Below are 18,780 nucleotides of genomic sequence, written 5' to 3' on the forward strand. Positions count from 1 at the left end.
TGCGTCCTCTACTGGCCGACTGCAGATACGATACGTATTTGCTTCTCATCAGGTATTTCTTGATACGAAATGACTCTGAGATTAGGAATAGTATGTTTAACAAAGCGTGACAGCGTCGCGCGTAACATACCTGACGTCAACAATATGGCGGGTTGTCCGACCATTTCTTGCTTCTGAGCCGCATCGGCAAGGGACTGCTGCATGCGTTCTGCAAGACCGGGTTCAATATTTGGACCATCACCACCGGTTGCTTGCATTGATTGATGCAACATCTGTTCCAACTCTGGTGCCAATGTAATGACGGGGATTTCTAACTCTGGACCAGAGATCTCTTGGACTATCATACGTTTCAATGCGATACGTACTGCAGCGGTCAAAACTTCAGTGTCATTACTCTTAGTGCCGTATTCTAACAAAGTTTGCACTATTGTACGCAAGTCTCTGACTGAAACCCCTTCATTTAACAGGTTCTGCATCACTTTTACGACATGTCCGAGTGGCATGACATCAGGAATAAAGCCATCCACCAGTTTAGGCGAGTGTTTCGCAAGCATATCCATCAGTTGTTGCACTTCTTCGTAACCTAACAACTTAGCTGCATTATTGGTCAGCAATTGGCTAATATGGGTTGCTACAACCGTAGCGGCATCAACAACCGTATACCCTAATGTTTGGGCATGCTCACGTAATTCAGGGGCAATCCATACCGCTTCAAGACCAAAAGCTGGGTCACGCGTTTCAATACCATCGAGCTTGCCATAGACTTGGCCAGGGTTAATCGCCAATTCGCAGTCGTGTCGAATATCCGCCTCACCAACAACTACGCCCATTAATGAAATGCGATAGGCATTAGGCGACAAATCTAAGTTATCGCGAATATGCACTGCTGGCACTAAGAAGCCCAGTTCTTGGGATAACTTTTTACGTACGCCTTTGATACGGCTTAATAACTCGCCACCTTGACCTTTATCGACCAGCGGAATTAGACGATATCCCACCTCAAGCCCAATAGTATCAACATGATGCACATCATCCCAGCCCAACTCTTTAGGCTCTTTATCTTGCCTCTCTACAGGGCCAGACTTAACAAGTTCTAGGGCTTTAATGCGTTTTGATTCATTACGTTTATAGACAAAATAGGCGGCTCCTGCCGTCATAAAAGCAAAACTTAAGAACGCCATATGCGGCATGCCAGGAACGATTCCCATGATAAATAGGACTCCAGCAGCGATACCCAATGACTTATGACTGTCAAACATCTGACTCATCATCATTTGGCCCATATCACCGGATTCATTTTGACGGGTCACCATCAATGCTGCTGCGATTGACAATAACAACCCAGGGATCTGCGCCACCAGACCATCACCGATAGTCAGCAAGGTATAAATTTCAACCGCTTCTGAGAAACTTAAGCCATGTTGAACAATACCTATGATGAAACCACCTAAGATGTTGATCACTAAAATCATGATACCCGCAATAGCATCACCTTTTACGAACTTTGAAGCACCGTCCATCGCACCATAGAAATCCGCTTCACGTGTCACTTCTGCTCGACGTAATCTTGCTTGTTCTTGATTCAAAGTACCAGCATTTAGGTCGGCATCAATTGCCATTTGCTTGCCAGGCATAGCATCTAAGGTAAAGCGGGCGCTCACTTCAGCGATACGACCAGCACCTTTAGTCACTACCGCAAAGTTGATAATAATCAAAATGATAAAGACAACCAAGCCAACGGCATAGTTACCGCCAATCACCACTGAACCGAAGGCTTCAATCACCTTACCTGCCGCATCGCCACCATTATGGCCCTCGAGTAAAACCACACGAGTTGAAGCGACGTTCAGAGCAAGGCGAAGTAGAGTCGCCACTAACAAGACGCTCGGGAAAGCGGCAAAATCCAACGGTCTATCGGTATAAATAGCGACTAATAATACGATGAGCGCTAAGGCTATGTTGAATGAAAAAAGTATGTCTAGTAAGAATGGAGGGATAGGTAAAACTATCATGGCCAATGCTGCGAGTACGAGTATAGGAGTGCCTATACCTTTAAACGTACTCAAGCGCATTTGTTTTACCTGACCTAAGGTCGCTCTAACATCCATTCATAATTACCTAAACTTTGACGTATGGCAGCATAAAAGCAAAAAGTAGGCCAATAGCTTATTGGCGCACAATAATATCACGACTTAAAAGAATTTTTCGCTTAGACCTTAATATTTTAACTCATCAGGAATGGGTTGATTAAGAGGGATAGGAATAGGCTTTCGACCTCGACCTTTTTGGTATTGGCGCAACTGGAACACATAGGCCAAAATCTGCGCCACAGCAGTAAACAGTCCTTCAGGGATTTGTTGATCCAACTTAGTTGTATGGTATATAGCTCTTGCTAATGGCGGAGCAGAGACGATTGTCACATTATGAGCGCGGGCAATCTCACGAATTTTAAATGCGACATCATCAACACCTTTGGCAACAACAAAAGGCGCGACTGAACGCTGCACGTCATATTTAATCGCTACCGCAAAATGCTCAGGGTTAACGACGATGACATCGGCATTGGGTACTTCAGCCATCATTCGACGCTGAGCCAACTCGCGTTGCATCTGCCGTACCCGTCCTTTAACTTCAGGCTTCCCTTCAGTATCTTTATACTCATCCTTTACTTCTTGTTTGGTCATCTTGAGTTGCTTATTGTGATTCCAAAGTTGAAATGGAACATCGATGACGACAATCAACAAAATAGAGGAACATAACAAAATAAACATCCACACGAGCAAATCTAATGCGTGGTAAACATTGCCAGGAAGATGATCACTAGACAACAACAGAATTTCATTGAAATAAAAGCTCAGTAATAAATATGCAGAAAATGCCACCACAGAAAACTTGGCAATCCCCTTCGTCAGCTCAACTAGCGCCTGCACACCGAACATACGCTTCAAACCTGCTGCAGGGCTCATTTTACTGGCCTTAGGCATCATAGCTTGGGTCGAGAAATTCATTCCACCTAAAGCCACGTTGCCAATAAAAGCAACAACCACAATTAACAGCATTATTTTTGCCATGGGCCAGACGATTTCACCCGCGACAACACCCCAAACATTAAACATTTCTTCAGTATCAAAAACTTGCGCCCTGTCCATGGTGAAAACAGTCTCAAACACCCGAGTTAAACTCTTGGCTAGACTTGGACCTAGCATATAAAAACCACACGCAGCAGAAATTAATACCGCTGCTGTACCTAGTTCTTTCGAACGCGCAATCTGTCCTTTTTCCCGCGCCTGTTCAAGACGCCTCCCTGTGGGTTCCTCACTGCGTTCACCGCTTGATTCTTCAGCCATGGGCAGCTCCTAATACCGTCATATCAAACCATCGGCGTTACATTGAAGCGCTAACATATCGCAAAGCAGCACTTGAGCCGCAGCCCACACTTCATCGAAATGGGCCATAACAGGCGTTAAGGTTAACCAAAGAATAAATAACCCGCCAATCATAGTGATCGGAAAACCAATAGAGAAAATGTTTAATTGCGGCGCGGCGCGAGTCATCACACCGAAGGACAAGTTAACTAATAACAAGGCAATAATCGCGGATATTGACATAGTTAATGCCGCACCAAACATATACGAGCCCCAATCAGCTAAAGCGCGGTAGCTAGTAAGAGTTAATCCTTGATTAGAAATGGGTAAGGTCTCAAAACTCACCACCAACATGCGGATCATTAATAGATGTCCATCGACGGCTAAGAAGATTAATGTCGCCAATAATAGAAAAAAGTTACCAATAACGGGTGTTTGCTGACCCGAACCAGGATCAACCATAGAAGCAAACCCGAGACTGGTTTGCATACCAATAATCTGGCCGGTTAATACAAAAACTTGCATCACCATTTGAGTCACAAACCCCATGGCAACACCAATAATGATTTGCTGCGCAGTAATAAATACTGCACTGAGTGAAAATAGATCGGCATTTTGAACCGGAGGAAGGACTGGCGCGATCGCAAAGGTAATCGCCATGGCCAATAATAGACGCACACGAGTTGGAGTGGTTGCGGCCCCAAACACCACCATAACCATTAGCATACTCGCGACCCGAAACAGCGGCCACATATAAGCGGCAATGGTCTGCACTAACGTATCGAGCAGCAGCTCCATTGGGTTAGCCTATTACTTGCGGAATGCGATTAACCATCTCGACAAAAAAGTCCATCAAAGTTTCAACCAACCAATGCCCCATAAACATTAGCGCAAGCAGCGTTATGATTAAACGCGGAAGAAAACTTAAGGTTTGCTCGTTAATCGAAGTCGCGGCTTGAAACACGGCGACAATCAAACCAATACCCAGCCCTGGTAATACAATAGCTGACACCATAATAACAATCACGGATAGAGCTTCACGAAAAATATCAATTAGCGCCTCTGGACTCATGTAAGTACTCTCCCTTGGCTACCCGAAACTATTCGCTAATGTCCCTAGAACTAAGCTCCAACCATCGACGAGCACAAACAACATGATCTTAAACGGTAGCGACACTATCATAGGAGATAACATCATCATACCCATGGCCATTAAGATACTGGCCACCACTAGATCTAACACTAAAAACGGCACGAACAACATAAAGCCTATTTGAAAAGCTGTTTTCAGCTCGCTGGTAATAAAAGCGGGAATAAGCACGCTCATCGGGGCTTCTTCGGGCGACTTAATGTTTTTGTAGCCTGAAATCTCAATGAAGGTTTTTAAGTCTGTGGTCCTGACTTGCCCTAACATAAAGCTTCTTATTGGTTCTTTACCTTTTTCGAACGCTTGCTGCAGGGTTAACTGCTCCTCAATGTAAGGCTTAACCCCTTCGTCATAAATCCGGTCAAATACCGGCGCCATAATAAAAAAGGTCATGAATAAACTCATGCCAATTAATACTTGATTGGAAGGTGTTTGTTGTAAGCCAATAGCTTGACGTAATATAGACAGAACAATGATGATCCGCGTGAAAGAGGTCAACATGATGAGCATCGCAGGTAAAAAACTCAGCGATGTCATCAGCAGTAAAATCTGCATTGTGACTGAGTATTCTGTGGAGCCGTCTGGTCCTGTTGTTACAGTCACTGCAGGCAAAACACCATCAGCGGCCCATGCCGACGGCATGCATAACAGAATAACGAACCCAACTAACGCGAGGATACGTGTTGTCATTGTTTTGATTTCGCCTGACGTAGCCGACTCGCAAAGGAATCAGACTCTATATGAATAGGTTCAACTAACTTATCAATCAAACTCACCTGCTGCGAGCTAACGCCAAGTAAATATTGCTGCTCCCCCACCTGCACTAAGACTAAACGCTCTTTCTGACCGAGCGAAGTCACGGCTATGGTTTTTAAAACACCGTTGGTCGTGGGAACTAAATTGAACCGTCTTAATAAATAAGCTAACGCAAAAATTAAGAGTAAAACCAGAATTAAGCCACCTAACATACTCGCTAGGGTTGCGACTTGAGAAGGTTCAGCCATTTTTGCGGCCGAAGATGTCACAGCTGTTACGCCTTGAGTACTATCGCCTACAAGACTCTCAGTTTTTGCTTGAGATACTGCAGCTAAACTGAGTATTACCGATATGGTCATTCTGGTTCCAACTTTCGTTGATGAGACAATTATTTAAGCTTTTTAATTCGCTCGGTTTGACTGATCACATCGGTTAAACGAATACCGAATTTATCGTTTACAACCACAACCTCACCATGCGCAATCAGCGTACCGTTAACCATCACATCTAAAGGTTCACCCGCAACTCTGTCGAGCTCAACCACAGAACCTTGGTTTAACTGCAACAAGTTACGAATACTGATATAGCTACGGCCCACTTCCATAGAGATAGTGACTGGGATATCTAAAATAGTGTCTAATTTCGCCGCTTCAGCTTTAGAGATAGGTCTCGAATCATCAACTAATTCATCGAGCTCAATCGCGTTAGCTTCTTCTAAAGCTTGTTCTGCCATTGCTGCAGCCCAATCATCCGTATCGTCTGTGCTCATCTTACTTCACCTTATAATTCTGATATATCGCGAGATTTACCCTTGCGCGTCACTAATTGTAGCTCGGATTTAACGGTTTCTGGCCGAGGGATCTTTTCATATATTTTAAGTGCTAGGTTATCTCTAGAACGGCCCATTTTACAACGATATGTCGGTAAATCCTCGATTTTCATCATAATATATTCCGGTAACTCAATCGGAATAATATCGCCCGCTTTAAAATTCATCACATCTTTGAGCGTTAATTCATGTTCCACAATGTTGGCATCGAACCCGACCTTCACATCCATGATTTCATCATGCAATGCCTGCGACCAACGCATGTCAGTATCTTGCTTATCACTTTGAACACCCGCATCGAGCAACTCGCGAATCGGCTCAATCATGGAATACGGCATAGTGATATGGAAATCACCGCCACCACCATCAACTTCAATATGGAATGAGTTAATCACGACAACTTCAGTAGGACTGACAATGTTGGCCATTGCCGGATTGACTTCTGAGTCCAAATAGTCGAACTCCACATCCATCACAGGTGCCCACGCATCTTTATAATCTTCAAAAATTATTTTAAGCAATAGCTGTACGATACGTCTCTCAGTAGGCGTAAATTCCCGCCCTTCGATCTTGGCATGGAAACGGCCATCTCCCCCAAAGAAGTTATCCACTAGGATGAACACCAATCTGGCTTCCATGGTGATCAATGCTGTACCTTTGAGCGGACTAAAACGTACCATATTCAAACTAGTAGGAACGAATAGCGTATGTACATACTCTCCAAACTTGAGCATCTGTACACCGTTGATCGACACTTCAGCAGCGCGACGCATCATATTGAACATACTGATCCGCAAATGACGTGCAAAACGCTCATTCACAATTTCCAGCGTCGGCATACGCCCACGAACGATGCGATCTTGGGAAGAGAAATCGTAGGAACGCGCATCATGACCAGCGGAATCAATTTCGTCATCATCATCGACGTCATCAACCCCGTGCAAGAGTGCATCAATCTCGTCTTGGCTTAATAAATCACTCACTATATTGCCTTCGCCTCTTTAGATTACTTACCCACTATCAGTAAAGGGTTATTGCATCACAAAACCAGTAAACAGCACTTTCTCGACAACTTTACGGCCAGTGACCGACTGCAGGGTATTTTGCACACTTAAGAGTGCTAACTGGCGTAATTCATCTTTACCCGCTTGCGTACTGAGTTTTTGCACATCTGCGCCACTGAAAGTCGTTAAAAGCGCATCTTCAATCAGCGGAATGTGTTTTTGTGTCAGCACATCATCATCTGTGCCACGTACCATTAACTGTACTTTAATCTCAACTAAACGAGCGCGATCAGGGCCAGGCAGGTTAAACAAAAAAGGACGTGGCATAGGCACATAGGATGCGGTAGTCAGCGCACCACTTTCAGCAGGAGTTTCTGTTTGTACGGCTCCGTCAGTTGACGTCGTGGCGTCCTCAGAACTACTACCAAGGAAAAACCATAGGACACCGGCAATAAGCAGTGCAACTAAAACCCCCACTCCAATAAAAATAAAGAGCTTTTTTTTACTTTTGGGAGCTTCGGTGTTCTCAAGTTCTAACGATTCTTCCTTAGCCATTCACTATTCTCTTTAATTTAGGCAGAAACTCTTACGTTTTATTAATATGAAAACGTAACTATATAAGTCATCGCTATAGGTTACCTACTTAAGCGTAATAATCTATACCTGAATTTACACTAGAAGCTTGATTTAAACCTAAATGTAGCTCTTCTGCCGAGATTTCATCCACATCAGCCCCACTTGAACCGCCACCGTCGCCAAAACTTCCCTCTCGACGTTCACCTTGGCCACCTTGAGACACATGGCTATCCGCTAATTGCATCCCTTGCTCTTGCAGTAACTCGCGTAATCTTGGCATAGCTTGTTCAACTAAATCACGCGTCTGTGTCTGAGTGACATGGAACTGTACTTGGGTCTGATCGCCATGCACTTGAATTTTTACCAGCATATGTCCAAGCTCAGGGGGATCGAGCCTAATTTCAGCATGTTGAATACCTTGACTCACCATAGTGATCAACTGTTGCTTCATCACAGGTGAAAACCGTTGGATCATCTCTTGCATTTGGTTTTGTTGTTCGACACCTTGGCGTAATGACAACTGAACTTGCATCGTTTCCTGACGATTGACTTGTAGTGGCGTCGATGACTGAGCTAAAGCAGAAAATGACTTAATGTCAGTCGTTGATCCCTTGTCTTCATCCCCCATAATGAATGGCTTAACGTCTCTTTGAGCATCGAGTGTCACACTGTATTTCGCATCCTTTAGCAAATTACCCGCATCCATTGCTACTTTTGAAACATCAACATTGATCTCGGTATCAGTCATTGCGCTATCCTTCGGATCAACTGCGTTACCTAAGATATTCTGTGTATCCAGTGTTGTAACTATAGGCTGAACTTCTACTTTACTAACCGCGACATCAACATTCGCATTTCTGCTCACCTGCTGAGGTATTGCAATCTCAGCATTGCGCACTGTTGGTTTATTGCTCTCGGCAGTAACGTCATCCGCATCGTTCTCACCCAAGTTAGAGGTATCAGCCACCTTGGGACTTGCCAAGTCCAATGTATCCACTCTTTCATCAGCGATTATAGATGTTGCAGCCATTTCATTCTTAATCGTCGATGTCGCTAGCGTTTCTGACTTCAAGGTTTGGCTTGCTGTATTAGGCTTCAACGTTGATTCGTCTACGTCGTCTGAGGTTACAAGTGCCTCAGAATTAAGATCCAACCTTGTACCACGCTGTTCAGCGTTTAGACTCGCAACTTGATGCGCATATTTATCCGTTGAAAATGATTTATCGCCTTTAAGTTCAGTCACATCTACTTCTTTCAATAACACGCTTTCTAGATTTTTTGATGATGCCTTTGCCGCGGTCTCTGCTGTATCTACAAATTCAGATAAATCCAAATTTTCAGATGTTTTACTGTTCGGCGGAATGACTTGTCCCTTTAAAAATGCAGAATGAGATTCAACGCTTTTATCCGTAGATAACTGTGACTTCAATGCATCTAAAGTGTCATCAAGTAATACTTTCTTACCCTGGATTGCTTCAACAGGTAATATCTCTGCTGATGTTCCACTGGAGGCTACTAGAGTATTTTTTTGCATTATCTCTACCGATTCTTTATCAGCAGAGACTTTATTAGTGGCATCAGTCTCATTTAAAGCCCCTGTATCTAGTTGAAGTTGGCCAGTTAGCTTTTTGAGTTCAGAGGAAAAAGAAGTATCAGTGTCCAATACCTTTTGGATACTCAATAGATCGCCGTTTGAGGACTTGCTATTACTTTTCTCAGTTGCCAGGTTAACTTCACTTGACGTTAAAATATCAGCCTTACCTTGCGCTGAGCCTGAGATGTCGACAATAGGAAGCTCAGTGTTTATCGCTTTCATTGAAGCTTGTACACCCGACAGCTCAACGGTACTGAATGCATCACTTTTCAATAAAGGGTCAGCAGACTCATTATTTTCCCCTTGGGAAAAGTCAGACGGCAAACTCTCTCCATCTGATGCCGTTTTCTTCATGTCATTTGCCATGCTGATCTGGGCGAAGATGAGATTTACGTCAGCGTCATCCGTTGATATGTCTTTATCTTTTACTTTATCAGTAGAAGCGATCTGCACTTTATCGTCAGTATTCGCTGTAGCCTTTTTAGGCGCGGAAATAGAAAATGAGCTAGCGGAGACAGACGCAAGTGTAGATGAAAAGTCTTCATTATTAGACTCTTGGGAAGATGTCTTAGCGGAATTGGCCGCAGAGTTGCCTGTTTTACTCAACAGGATATTGGTCATTTGTTGCATAAGTGCTCCCAAACATCACCCAGCAGAAGAGAAAATGGCTAGGTAAAAACGTCAATTAAACACTGCGGTTGCAGGGTCATGGACTAAATCAAAGCAAATAAGGTGCCAAAACTTCAGTTTTTTACTACAGCATATTGAAAAGAATAAAACCCAAAGGAAGAAGTCGAACAAATGTTCAGCGCCATAGAGCGACAGCAGAAAACTGAACTCATATCGGACTTGTGAATGGTGAAGATACCGAGCATTTAACGCGCTATTTCACTAACGCTGATGGCGGCGATAAAACTGCTGAGAAGCAAATTCATCGGTCATTTTCTGCTCTCGTTTTTGTTCAACAACTTGGCGCTTCTTCTCTTTACTCGCTAAGAGTAATTCCACTGCCTTACGTTTTTTCTGTTTTTCCAACCAATGCTGTTGTCGATATTCTTTTTGTTTTTCACCGTCGGCCACAACGCGATTTTGCTGAGTAATAGCATCATCAATCTGACGAATAAAGCGATGAAACTGGTGATAGTGACTGGCACTAATGGCTTGGCCTTGCTGGGATTGCATTTGCTTCATGTATTCTAAGCGATAGTTATTGAGTGCACTGAGTTGATTCAGCCGTTTTTGACACTCTAACTGCGCCGACTTTAACAATAACGCCGCTTGTTCTTCGGCATCATTGGCGAGCTTTAACACTAACAACAAGGGATCGGCGTTAGCCATACTAGACCTCGATTAATTCGATGACGCCATCATTTGCACTGAGCGGCAAGTTGCCCGAGCATGACTTGGCTATCGGTAAAACTGAATGCATCAAGCATGGTTTGGCGTAAAAAAGCATTCATCGCCGGCTGCAATCGTATCGCATTGTCGATTCGAGGATCGCTGCCTTGGGCATAAGCGCCAATGGAAATCAAATCACGATTTTGCTGATACAAGGAATAAGTTTGTTTCACGCGGCGCATCGCTTCCAAGTGTTCATTGGAGATCACCATAGGTGCTACCCGGCTAATAGAGGCTTCAATATCAATGGCGGGATAATGCCCAGAGTCCGCAAGCGAACGCGACAAGACTATGTGACCATCAAGAATCGCCCGCGATGCATCGGCAATCGGATCCTGTTGATCATCCCCTTCCGTCAGCACAGTATAAAATGCCGTAATTGAACCTTGACCAGGGCCACCGTTGCCGGCGCGCTCAACTAAACGCGGCAGCTTGGCAAACACTGAAGGCGGATAGCCTTTGGTGGCAGGCGGCTCACCCACAGCCAAAGCAATTTCCCGCTGCGCTTGGGCGTAGCGCGTCAAACTATCCATTAATAACAAGACATTATAGCCTAAATCGCGAAAGTATTCGGCAATACGAGTCGAGGTTTCACAAGCGCGCAGGCGCATCAGCGGCGAGGTATCTGCAGGCGCGGCAACAACAACAGAACGCGCTCGACCTTTATCCCCAAGAATCTCTTCAATAAACTCTTTTACTTCACGGCCACGCTCGCCCACCAGCCCAACCACAATAATGTCGGCAGTGGTACCGCGGGTCATCATGCCTAAGAGCACACTCTTACCCACACCAGAACCGGCAAACAAGCCCATACGTTGGCCTTTACCCACAGTCAGCATGGCATTAATGGCGCGCACGCCAACGTCCAGCGGCTCAGTAATAGCACGGCGAGATAAAGGATTAATGGCAGCGCTATGTCTTGGCGCTTGTTGATCGGTCTGCAACGCACCTAAACCATCTAAAGGCACGCCGTTACCATCGAGCACACGTCCTAACAACGACAAGCCGACATTGAGTCCAGTTTGTTCCCCTAAAGGCACCACCCGGGCACCGGGTAATACCCCACGTAATTCTTCGATAGGCATTAAATAAAGGAGTTCGCCATCAAAGCCGACGACTTCGGCAATTAACTCGCCCGCCATGGTTTCGATGGAACATAAGCTGCCCACAGGCGCACGGCAACCGCTCGCCTCTAAGGTTAAGCCAACAACACGCACCAGCTGACCACTGGCCACAGCACGAAATGGCGGCACTTTATCCTGATGATGATTAAGCCTATTCAGCAGTTGGTGTTGGCGATTTTGCATCTGTTCTGGCATCCGATTGGGTATCTAAGTGCTCACCTGTATTTGAGGCAGATTGCATATCCTCAGCGTCTTGGTTAACCGTATCGACAGCTTGGTTATCCGCCGTTTGATCATCAAGCTCAGACTCAAGCGACACAGCAACTTGTTTGGCAGTATCTTCAGCTTCAATCGTCTCTTGCAGTTGATGCTGTTTATCATTCAAATGCGCATGTTGATTTCGTAATGACTCAAACACTGTATCGATACGCGATGAAAGCGTTAAATCGACTAATGAGCGATGACTGCTCAGAATACAATCGCCTGCACTTAACGTCGGATCGACTTCAAGTTCCCATTTACTGCGGGTCAGTTGGGCGGTGGAATAAAGTTGTTCGACAAGGATCACATCATCGGGGTGCAGCCGAATAGTAACCGCTTGCTCCTTGATGGGTAGCGACTCTATGCCTAAGCGCAATGCCGAAAGCACTTGTTCTGGATGGGTTTTTAATTCGTGACCTATGACAGATTTAGCTAATGTCATACTCAAGTTCAGTAGGGAGAGCTCAATATCACCATCGAGTAATTGCAATGGCTTTTCAAATTGAGTTAATAAGGCTTCAAACCGCGAAAGTAAAACTTTGGCTTGAGCTAAACCGGTTTCTAATCCTTGCTCATGCCCTTGGGCGAGCCCCTCAGTATGGCCTTGCTCTAAGCCTTCTAAGCGACCTTTTTCTAGCCCTTGCTCGTAACCTTGTTGTTTACCTTCGGCAAACCCTTCTTCTTCAGCTTGGGCGCGAATGTCCTCAATCTCGGCCATCGTCGGCGGAGAAACACTCTCAACTGTCGTAGGCTTAGCGGCTTGATGATTAGAATGGCCGAACAAATTCGAGATAGAATCGTCATCGGCTTCAGTCACATCTGGCAGTGCCCAGTGACTAAACTCAATATCACCGTCGCTCAAGACCTTATTTGACGGTTTATTGTCGCTCGGATTAGAGGAACTCATCGCCACCACCGCCGCCTAACATGATTTCGCCACTGTCGCTTAAGCGACGGGCAATAGACAGGATTTCTTTTTGGGCGACTTCCACTTCACTGATACGGATTGGGCCCATGGCCTCAAGATCGTCACGCAGCAATTCAGCGGCACGTTTTGACATGTTGCCCAAGATTTTTTCTTTCAGCTGATCATCAGTGCCTTTGAGCGCCTTCATCAGTACATCTTGCTGTACTTCACGGAGCAGTGCTTGAATACCACGGTCATCAACATCAATTAAGTTTTCAAACACGAACATCAAGTCTTGGATTTGCTGCGCCATTTCTTCGTCAGACTCGCGCATGGTTTCCATCAACTGACTTTCGATACCCGTATCTAAATAGTTCATGATGTTGGCAGCCGCTTTTAGGCCGCCCATTTTCGCGGCCTGTGCGCCACCTTGACCGACAAACTGTTTCTCCATGATGTCGTTCAGCTCTTGCAGTGCAGCGGGCTGTACCTCTTCAAGATTCGCAATCCGCATCATCAAGTCTAAGCGAGTATTTTCAGGGAATTGACCAAAAATTTCCGCCGCCTGATCGGGTTCTAAATAGGACAACACGATCGTTTGGATCTGAGGATGTTCGTTTTGAATAATGGTCGCTACTTGGCGTGCATCCATCCATTTCAACGAATCCAAACCTTTAGCACCGCTGCCCATGATAATCTGTTCAATCAAATTACCCGCTTTATCTTCACCCAGCGCGGCGGTTAAGGCTTTACGAACGAACTCTTCGCTGTTGAAACCAATAGAAGAATACTTTTGAATGTCATCGAGAAACAGCTTATGTACCCCGATGACTTTTTCTTGACCGAACTCATCCATTGCCGCCATCGCCATACCCACTTTTTGCACTTGCTTCGGCTCTAAGTGTTTTAAAATGGATGCAGCATCGGCCTCACTCAAACTGAGGAGTAAGATCGCGGTCTTTTCAACACCGCTAATATCCTTAATGTTAAAGGCAGGTGCGGCCGCTGGAGCCACTTCTTTCGTTTTATTCTCAGCCATTGTCTTGTAACCAGTTTTTCACGACTTGAGTAGAGAGCTCAGGCTCATTAGCCACGAGCGCACGGATAGCTTTAATCATATCATCATCTTTGTGCAAATTAGGGATATGAATTGAACCATCATCGGCATAACTGTATTCCGCCTCTTGGGTATTGAGCATCCCTAGCGTATCTGCCGCGTACTGGTCCTCAATTTCGGCCAGTTCGTTACCTAATCTGCCATCCTCAGGCATATTCACACTGTCAGGATAGATTAAGCGTTTCAGCATAGGCCGTACCACAGCTAAAATCAGTACCAGAATCACTAGCGCACCAATACCGAGCTTAATTGCGCGCCAGAACCAAGGTTGTTCCCACAGTTCTAGTGCTGGCAAGTCTTCAACCAATTGATCCATAAAGGGAACCGTTACCACTTCTAACACATCACCCCGTTGCGAGCTAAAACCTACCGCCCCTTCGAGTAAACGACGGATATTGGTCAGCTCTTGTTCGGTACGGGCAACACGCGCCACTTGACCATTTTCTCCGGCAGCACCGGGTTTAAAGTCCACCGCAACCGACACACTAATGCGGCGAACGGCGCCAACTTGCTGACGGGTGTGGCTAATCGTAGTATCTAACTCAAAATTACGGGTCGCTTCACGGTGCGAATTACCTGCGGTGACAGACTCAGTCGCTTTAGTCGCATCTTGCGGAATGTTCGATTCCATTGGCGGTTGATTCGATAGTGCGCCAGGGATCCCACCCGAAGAGCCGCCAGTGGTATTATTTTCAACGGTCATTTCGCTGCGTAAAGACGGTAAATCAGGGTTGTAACGCTTAGAGGTTTGCTCGACCGCAGTAAAGTCCATGCTGACATCGACTTGAGAGGTGAAATTATCAGGACCTAAGATAGGTACCAAAATCGATTCAATCTTAGTACGATACTCTGCTTCTTTTTGCTGTACTAGTTCAAGCTCGCGACGGGCTGTCGCAGACGCGCCATCTTGGCTACCTGAGTTTAATAAACGGCCGTTCGAGTCAGTCACAGTCACCCGTGATGGTTCTAAACCTTGTACTGCAGAAGCAACGATATCAACGATAGCGTCGACTTCACCTTGGCCTAAACCGCCACGACGGGTATTGATAACCACAGTCGCACTTGGTTTTGAAGCATTGCGGGCAAAGACGTTTTCTTTAGGTAACGCGAGGATCACTTTGGCGCGGCTAACACTTTGTAGTTGCTCAATTGCACGAGCGAGGTTTTCTTCTTGGCTATGCTTAAGACGGGCTTGCTCCATACGTTGGCTGACACCAAAGCCGCTGTCTTGATTCAAGAAGTCTTGACTAGCAGCAGGGCTGTCGACGCCTGCGCGGCTCAGCATCATTTTCACTTCTTGATATTTATCTTCGGGGACTTTAATCACGTCCACGTCGATTTGATACTTAACTTTATTTTTATCAAGCACATCTAATACTTGAACCATTTCCTGAGTTTCCATTTTACCCAATGGACGATACTCAGGCTCCTGTGCCCAAAGCATAACAAATACGGCCAAGGCCAAACAAATCGCCAAGGCTAAAATCATAGTTACTTGACGCATCATATCGACACCGCCAAGGTTTCCCATCATTCCTGACTTATGTTCTTGCTGGACACCTTGGTCAGCTAAGCCGGAATTGGATCCGACAATCATTTCTGTGCTCACGATTCGTACCTGCTAATTGGGTTATTCACTGGCCTAGACAGGCATACTCATTATTTCTTTATAGGCTTCGACAAGTTTATTTCGTACTTGTACCGTTGCCTCGAAGGCGACACTGGCTTTCTCACGGGCGATAACAGTATCCGACAAAGTGACGGTAGTATCTCCCATTTCTAAGCGCGTCGCGAGGTTTGATGATGTCGACTGTAAGCCGCTGACATTGCCGACGGCTTGCGAGAGTAACTGACCGAAGTCTGCACCACTGGTGTTATTCACTTGCTGCATGATATTTGGCTGAACGCCAAAAGACGGCGTAATCTCGCCTTGGAGTTTCTGCATTTCCTGCAGGAATGAATTTGCGCCTATTTGCATGCTGAGCTCCCAGTCGTCGAGTTCTTGACGATCAAAATACCGATAATGGGACAATGCAAAATAACGGCCAAGTTTTCAAGTGGTCGTGATTGATAATAAATTGACGGGATAAGAAGAAGTTAAAACTAAGGATTCTGAATAAAATAGGTCACTTTTTCGGTGGTATATTTTAATAAATGCAACCTCACACTCATGTGGAGGCTGCAAGATTATAACTTGAATTTAAAGACTAATTTGGCAGTTGAATGCCCATATCACGCATTCTTGCCATCTTGTATCTTAAGGTTCGGGCGCTTATCCCCAGTTTTTCAGCGACCAGTTTGCGGCTTCCTTGGCATTGATTAAGGGTTTCTAAAATAATCACATGCTCCTGCGCTTTAAGCTCTTCCCCTAAACCGTCTGGCTCGGCAGCAAATTGATCTAGGTCTTCAGCGCCTAAAATCACATCCTGCGCATCGATAATAATGTCATTAGCGGTGATCACTTGACCGGCTCTTAATATCAAAGCCCGCTGGATAACATTATCGAGTTCACGTACGTTCCCCGGCCAGCGATGACTCAATAAACGTCGACGTGCATTTTCATCCAATTCAGGCACATCGGCGACATTCAATGCCTTGGCATGCTTAACCAGTAAATGGCGCGCAAGGGGCAGAATATCCGCTGGACGTTGACTTAATGCGGGCCAAGCTAAGGGGAACACGTTGATTCGATAGTAGAGATCTTCCCTAAAGCCACCTGCCGCCACCACGGCTTTTAAGTCACGATTGGATGTGGCAAGCACGCGTACATCCAGCTTAATGGTTTTACGGCCGCCTAAACGCTCAACTTCACGCTCTTGTAATACCCGCAATAACTTAGCTTGTAAGCCTAAATCCATCTCAGAGATTTCATCTAGCAGCAAAGTGCCACCTTGAGCCTGCTCAAATTTCCCCGGACACGCTTGATAGGCGCCAGTAAATGCGCCTTTTTCATAACCAAAAAGGGTGGCTTCGAGCATATTCTCAGGAATGGCTGCACAGTTAATGGCCACAAAAGCTTGATCCGCACGGCCACTGTGTTGATGAATATAACGGGCTAAGACTTCTTTACCCGAGCCGCTTGGACCTAAGATCATAACCGATGCATCAGAAGCCGCAACCCGCTGAGCAAGTGCTAATAAAGCTAAACTCTTCTCATCGGCAACAACTGGCTGATCCACATTTTGTTTTAACGGCAAATAGCGGGAAACTTGATTGAGCAAGACTTCTGGCGCAAAAGGTTTGGCTAAGTAATCGACAGCGCCCAATTTAATGGCATCCACCGCACTACCAATCGTGGCATAAGCTGTCATCAGCAACACTGGCAACTTAGGATGATGTTGCTGTAGGAAATTTAATAATCCTAAACCACCAATACCTTGCATTTGCACATCGCTAATGACTAAATCAAATTGATGTTGTTTCAAGGCTAGAATAGCGTCTTCACCCGAGGCAACATCAACACACTCATACTGAGCCAACATTAAAGTATCCAACAAGGCTTCACGCAATGAAGCATCATCTTCAACGAGCAATAACTTTGCTTCAGACATGAGTAATCTCCAAAGGTAATATCACCGCAGATTTAGCCCGAGGGAAGACTAAAGACACAGTACAACCTTTATTCGGTAAGCAACTTAATTGCAGTTGTCCTCCATGATTGCGCACCACAGATTGCACAACCGCTAACCCGAGCCCAGTTCCCTGCGATTTTGTCGTAAAGAAAGGTTCAAGCACCTTCTGCTGCATATTGGCATCTAGGCCTTTGCCATTGTCGATGACATTCAGTAGTAACTGATCGCCCTCTTCTTTCGCCTGAATACGAATCTCAGTGGCGCCAGCTTCAATACTGTTCATGACTAAATTATTAATCGCCGAGCTTAACGCATTGGAATTAGCTAACATTAAACTGCTTGATGTATCATCAAATGACAAGTCACAGCATTGCTTTGCCGCTATTGGCTCACAATTTGCCAAAACATTGTCGATAACCTCAGCAAGCGTAATCAAATCTCCGAGTTCATCCTGTCGGCCTTTCGCCATCAATAGCATGTCGTTAACCTGCCGCTCGAGTTCATTGAGTCTATCAACAAGTTTTTGCTGGAATTTCGCTTTAGCGGCATCGGATAACTTAGGACTCGCAAGATTAGAGGCATATAGCAAAGCGGCGGATAAAGGCGTGCGCACTTGATGCGCCAAAGTTGCGACCATTTTACCCAGGGCCGATAAGCGTTGTAGATGGGAGATATTTTTCTGTAATAATCGAGTTTCAGTTAAATCAGTTAACACAATTAATTGACCAGGCTCTGGCGTGAGTGGCGTAATGGCTAATTTAACGCGGCGGCCATTACGCAGTGACACTTCGTGACCATCATCGTCCTGTGGCGCAAAGGCACTGTGGATTACATCAATCCAGCGAACGCCACACAAGGAGCGCTCTAGTAATTCAACTGCAACCGGATTGGCATCCGTGACTATACCGTCGCCATTGATAATCACCACGCCGGATGGCATAGCCTGTAAAATATGCTCCATTCGATTGGACATATTCGCGGCCTCACGCAGTTGGTTCCATTGTTTGCTAGTGTGCTTGAATGACTCAATTTGCGCTAGTGGGTTGGCTGACATAGTCACTCCGTCAAAAAATTGCTTATGACGGAGTGACTGCAGTATCTATGCCAAATTGGAAATTAAACTTTAGAGG

18 protein-coding genes are annotated in these 18,780 nt (G+C 45.4%); all 18 read right to left on the reverse strand.

The window, feature by feature from the left end; translation table 11 throughout:
- Positions 1-8: 8 nt before the first annotated feature.
- Positions 9-2,108, reverse strand: coding sequence for a flagellar biosynthesis protein FlhA (flhA, locus tag K5Q99_RS14140; RefSeq protein WP_106651066.1), 2,100 nt, complete (start codon positions 2,106-2,108; stop codon positions 9-11).
- 108 nt (positions 2,109-2,216) lie between these two features.
- Complete coding sequence (gene flhB, locus K5Q99_RS14145) at positions 2,217-3,347, reverse strand: flagellar biosynthesis protein FlhB (RefSeq protein WP_106651067.1); 1,131 nt, start codon at positions 3,345-3,347, stop codon at positions 2,217-2,219.
- An 18-nt stretch (positions 3,348-3,365) separates the two neighbouring features.
- A complete protein-coding gene (gene fliR / locus K5Q99_RS14150; protein ID WP_106651068.1) occupies positions 3,366-4,163 on the reverse strand; it encodes a flagellar biosynthetic protein FliR in 798 nt (265 codons plus the stop codon).
- Between the two features lie 4 nt (positions 4,164-4,167).
- Positions 4,168-4,437 (reverse strand): flagellar biosynthesis protein FliQ, encoded by a 270-nt coding sequence (fliQ, locus tag K5Q99_RS14155; RefSeq protein ID WP_106651069.1) that lies wholly within the window; start codon positions 4,435-4,437, stop codon positions 4,168-4,170.
- Between the two features lie 18 nt (positions 4,438-4,455).
- A complete protein-coding gene (gene fliP / locus K5Q99_RS14160) occupies positions 4,456-5,202 on the reverse strand; it encodes a flagellar type III secretion system pore protein FliP (protein ID WP_106651070.1) in 747 nt (248 codons plus the stop codon).
- Positions 5,199-5,627, reverse strand: coding sequence for a flagellar biosynthetic protein FliO (gene fliO / locus K5Q99_RS14165; RefSeq protein WP_106651071.1), 429 nt, complete (start codon positions 5,625-5,627; stop codon positions 5,199-5,201). The genes fliP and fliO overlap by 4 nt, the downstream gene beginning before the upstream one ends.
- 29 nt (positions 5,628-5,656) lie before the next feature.
- Positions 5,657-6,037, reverse strand: a complete 381-nt coding sequence (gene fliN, locus K5Q99_RS14170) for a flagellar motor switch protein FliN (RefSeq protein ID WP_028761182.1) — start codon at positions 6,035-6,037, stop codon at positions 5,657-5,659.
- Between the two features lie 11 nt (positions 6,038-6,048).
- A complete protein-coding gene (gene fliM, locus K5Q99_RS14175) occupies positions 6,049-7,080 on the reverse strand; it encodes a flagellar motor switch protein FliM (protein WP_063884842.1) in 1,032 nt (343 codons plus the stop codon).
- 48 nt (positions 7,081-7,128) lie between these two features.
- Positions 7,129-7,656, reverse strand: a complete 528-nt coding sequence (gene fliL / locus K5Q99_RS14180) for a flagellar basal body-associated protein FliL (protein ID WP_106651072.1) — start codon at positions 7,654-7,656, stop codon at positions 7,129-7,131.
- An 88-nt stretch (positions 7,657-7,744) separates the two neighbouring features.
- Complete coding sequence (locus K5Q99_RS14185) at positions 7,745-9,901, reverse strand: flagellar hook-length control protein FliK (RefSeq protein ID WP_106651073.1); 2,157 nt, start codon at positions 9,899-9,901, stop codon at positions 7,745-7,747.
- 261 nt (positions 9,902-10,162) lie between these two features.
- Complete coding sequence (gene fliJ, locus K5Q99_RS14190; RefSeq protein ID WP_006082402.1) at positions 10,163-10,609, reverse strand: flagellar export protein FliJ; 447 nt, start codon at positions 10,607-10,609, stop codon at positions 10,163-10,165.
- 29 nt (positions 10,610-10,638) lie between these two features.
- On the reverse strand, positions 10,639-11,976 hold the full coding sequence (gene fliI, locus K5Q99_RS14195) for a flagellar protein export ATPase FliI (RefSeq protein ID WP_106651074.1): 1,338 nt from the start codon (positions 11,974-11,976) through the stop codon (positions 10,639-10,641).
- On the reverse strand, positions 11,945-12,961 hold the full coding sequence (gene fliH, locus K5Q99_RS14200; protein WP_106651856.1) for a flagellar assembly protein FliH: 1,017 nt from the start codon (positions 12,959-12,961) through the stop codon (positions 11,945-11,947). The genes fliI and fliH overlap by 32 nt, the downstream gene beginning before the upstream one ends.
- Positions 12,948-14,000, reverse strand: a complete 1,053-nt coding sequence (fliG, locus tag K5Q99_RS14205) for a flagellar motor switch protein FliG (protein ID WP_220777215.1) — start codon at positions 13,998-14,000, stop codon at positions 12,948-12,950. The genes fliH and fliG overlap by 14 nt, the downstream gene beginning before the upstream one ends.
- Positions 13,993-15,675: a flagellar basal-body MS-ring/collar protein FliF gene (fliF, locus tag K5Q99_RS14210; RefSeq protein ID WP_220777218.1), complete on the reverse strand. Its 1,683-nt coding sequence runs from the start codon at positions 15,673-15,675 to the stop codon at positions 13,993-13,995. Before fliF ends, fliG begins: the two co-directional genes overlap by 8 nt.
- A 45-nt stretch (positions 15,676-15,720) precedes the next feature.
- On the reverse strand, positions 15,721-16,056 hold the full coding sequence (gene fliE / locus K5Q99_RS14215) for a flagellar hook-basal body complex protein FliE (RefSeq protein ID WP_006082407.1): 336 nt from the start codon (positions 16,054-16,056) through the stop codon (positions 15,721-15,723).
- Positions 16,057-16,285: 229 nt separating this feature from the next.
- Complete coding sequence (locus tag K5Q99_RS14220) at positions 16,286-17,629, reverse strand: sigma-54-dependent transcriptional regulator (protein WP_220777216.1); 1,344 nt, start codon at positions 17,627-17,629, stop codon at positions 16,286-16,288.
- Positions 17,622-18,704, reverse strand: coding sequence for a sensor histidine kinase (locus K5Q99_RS14225; protein ID WP_220777217.1), 1,083 nt, complete (start codon positions 18,702-18,704; stop codon positions 17,622-17,624). The genes K5Q99_RS14220 and K5Q99_RS14225 overlap by 8 nt, the downstream gene beginning before the upstream one ends.
- Positions 18,705-18,780: the final 76 nt, after the last annotated feature.

This window comes from Shewanella hafniensis, from assembly GCF_019655335.1.
Lineage (GTDB): Bacteria > Pseudomonadota > Gammaproteobacteria > Enterobacterales > Shewanellaceae > Shewanella > Shewanella hafniensis.

What these genes read in the sequence shown, in the direction of transcription:
- fliJ (WP_006082402.1), bottom strand. Translation starts at nt 10,609, where the DNA reads ATGGCTAACGCCGATCCCTTGTTGTTAGTGTTAAAGCTCGCCAATGAT.
- fliL (WP_106651072.1), bottom strand. Translation starts at nt 7,656, where the DNA reads ATGGCTAAGGAAGAATCGTTAGAACTTGAGAACACCGAAGCTCCCAAA.
- fliE (WP_006082407.1), bottom strand. Translation starts at nt 16,056, where the DNA reads ATGCAAATAGGCGCAAATTCATTCCTGCAGGAAATGCAGAAACTCCAA.
- fliI (WP_106651074.1), bottom strand. Translation starts at nt 11,976, where the DNA reads ATGCAAAATCGCCAACACCAACTGCTGAATAGGCTTAATCATCATCAG.
- fliH (WP_106651856.1), bottom strand. Translation starts at nt 12,961, where the DNA reads ATGAGTTCCTCTAATCCGAGCGACAATAAACCGTCAAATAAGGTCTTG.
- fliP (WP_106651070.1), bottom strand. Translation starts at nt 5,202, where the DNA reads ATGACAACACGTATCCTCGCGTTAGTTGGGTTCGTTATTCTGTTATGC.
- K5Q99_RS14185 (WP_106651073.1), bottom strand. Translation starts at nt 9,901, where the DNA reads ATGCAACAAATGACCAATATCCTGTTGAGTAAAACAGGCAACTCTGCG.
- K5Q99_RS14220 (WP_220777216.1), bottom strand. Translation starts at nt 17,629, where the DNA reads ATGTCTGAAGCAAAGTTATTGCTCGTTGAAGATGATGCTTCATTGCGT.
- flhB (WP_106651067.1), bottom strand. Translation starts at nt 3,347, where the DNA reads ATGGCTGAAGAATCAAGCGGTGAACGCAGTGAGGAACCCACAGGGAGG.
- fliQ (WP_106651069.1), bottom strand. Translation starts at nt 4,437, where the DNA reads ATGAGTCCAGAGGCGCTAATTGATATTTTTCGTGAAGCTCTATCCGTG.
- fliF (WP_220777218.1), bottom strand. Translation starts at nt 15,675, where the DNA reads ATGATTGTCGGATCCAATTCCGGCTTAGCTGACCAAGGTGTCCAGCAA.
- fliO (WP_106651071.1), bottom strand. Translation starts at nt 5,627, where the DNA reads ATGACCATATCGGTAATACTCAGTTTAGCTGCAGTATCTCAAGCAAAA.
- flhA (WP_106651066.1), bottom strand. Translation starts at nt 2,108, where the DNA reads ATGGATGTTAGAGCGACCTTAGGTCAGGTAAAACAAATGCGCTTGAGT.
- fliN (WP_028761182.1), bottom strand. Translation starts at nt 6,037, where the DNA reads ATGAGCACAGACGATACGGATGATTGGGCTGCAGCAATGGCAGAACAA.
- K5Q99_RS14225 (WP_220777217.1), bottom strand. Translation starts at nt 18,704, where the DNA reads ATGTCAGCCAACCCACTAGCGCAAATTGAGTCATTCAAGCACACTAGC.
- fliR (WP_106651068.1), bottom strand. Translation starts at nt 4,163, where the DNA reads ATGGAGCTGCTGCTCGATACGTTAGTGCAGACCATTGCCGCTTATATG.
- fliG (WP_220777215.1), bottom strand. Translation starts at nt 14,000, where the DNA reads ATGGCTGAGAATAAAACGAAAGAAGTGGCTCCAGCGGCCGCACCTGCC.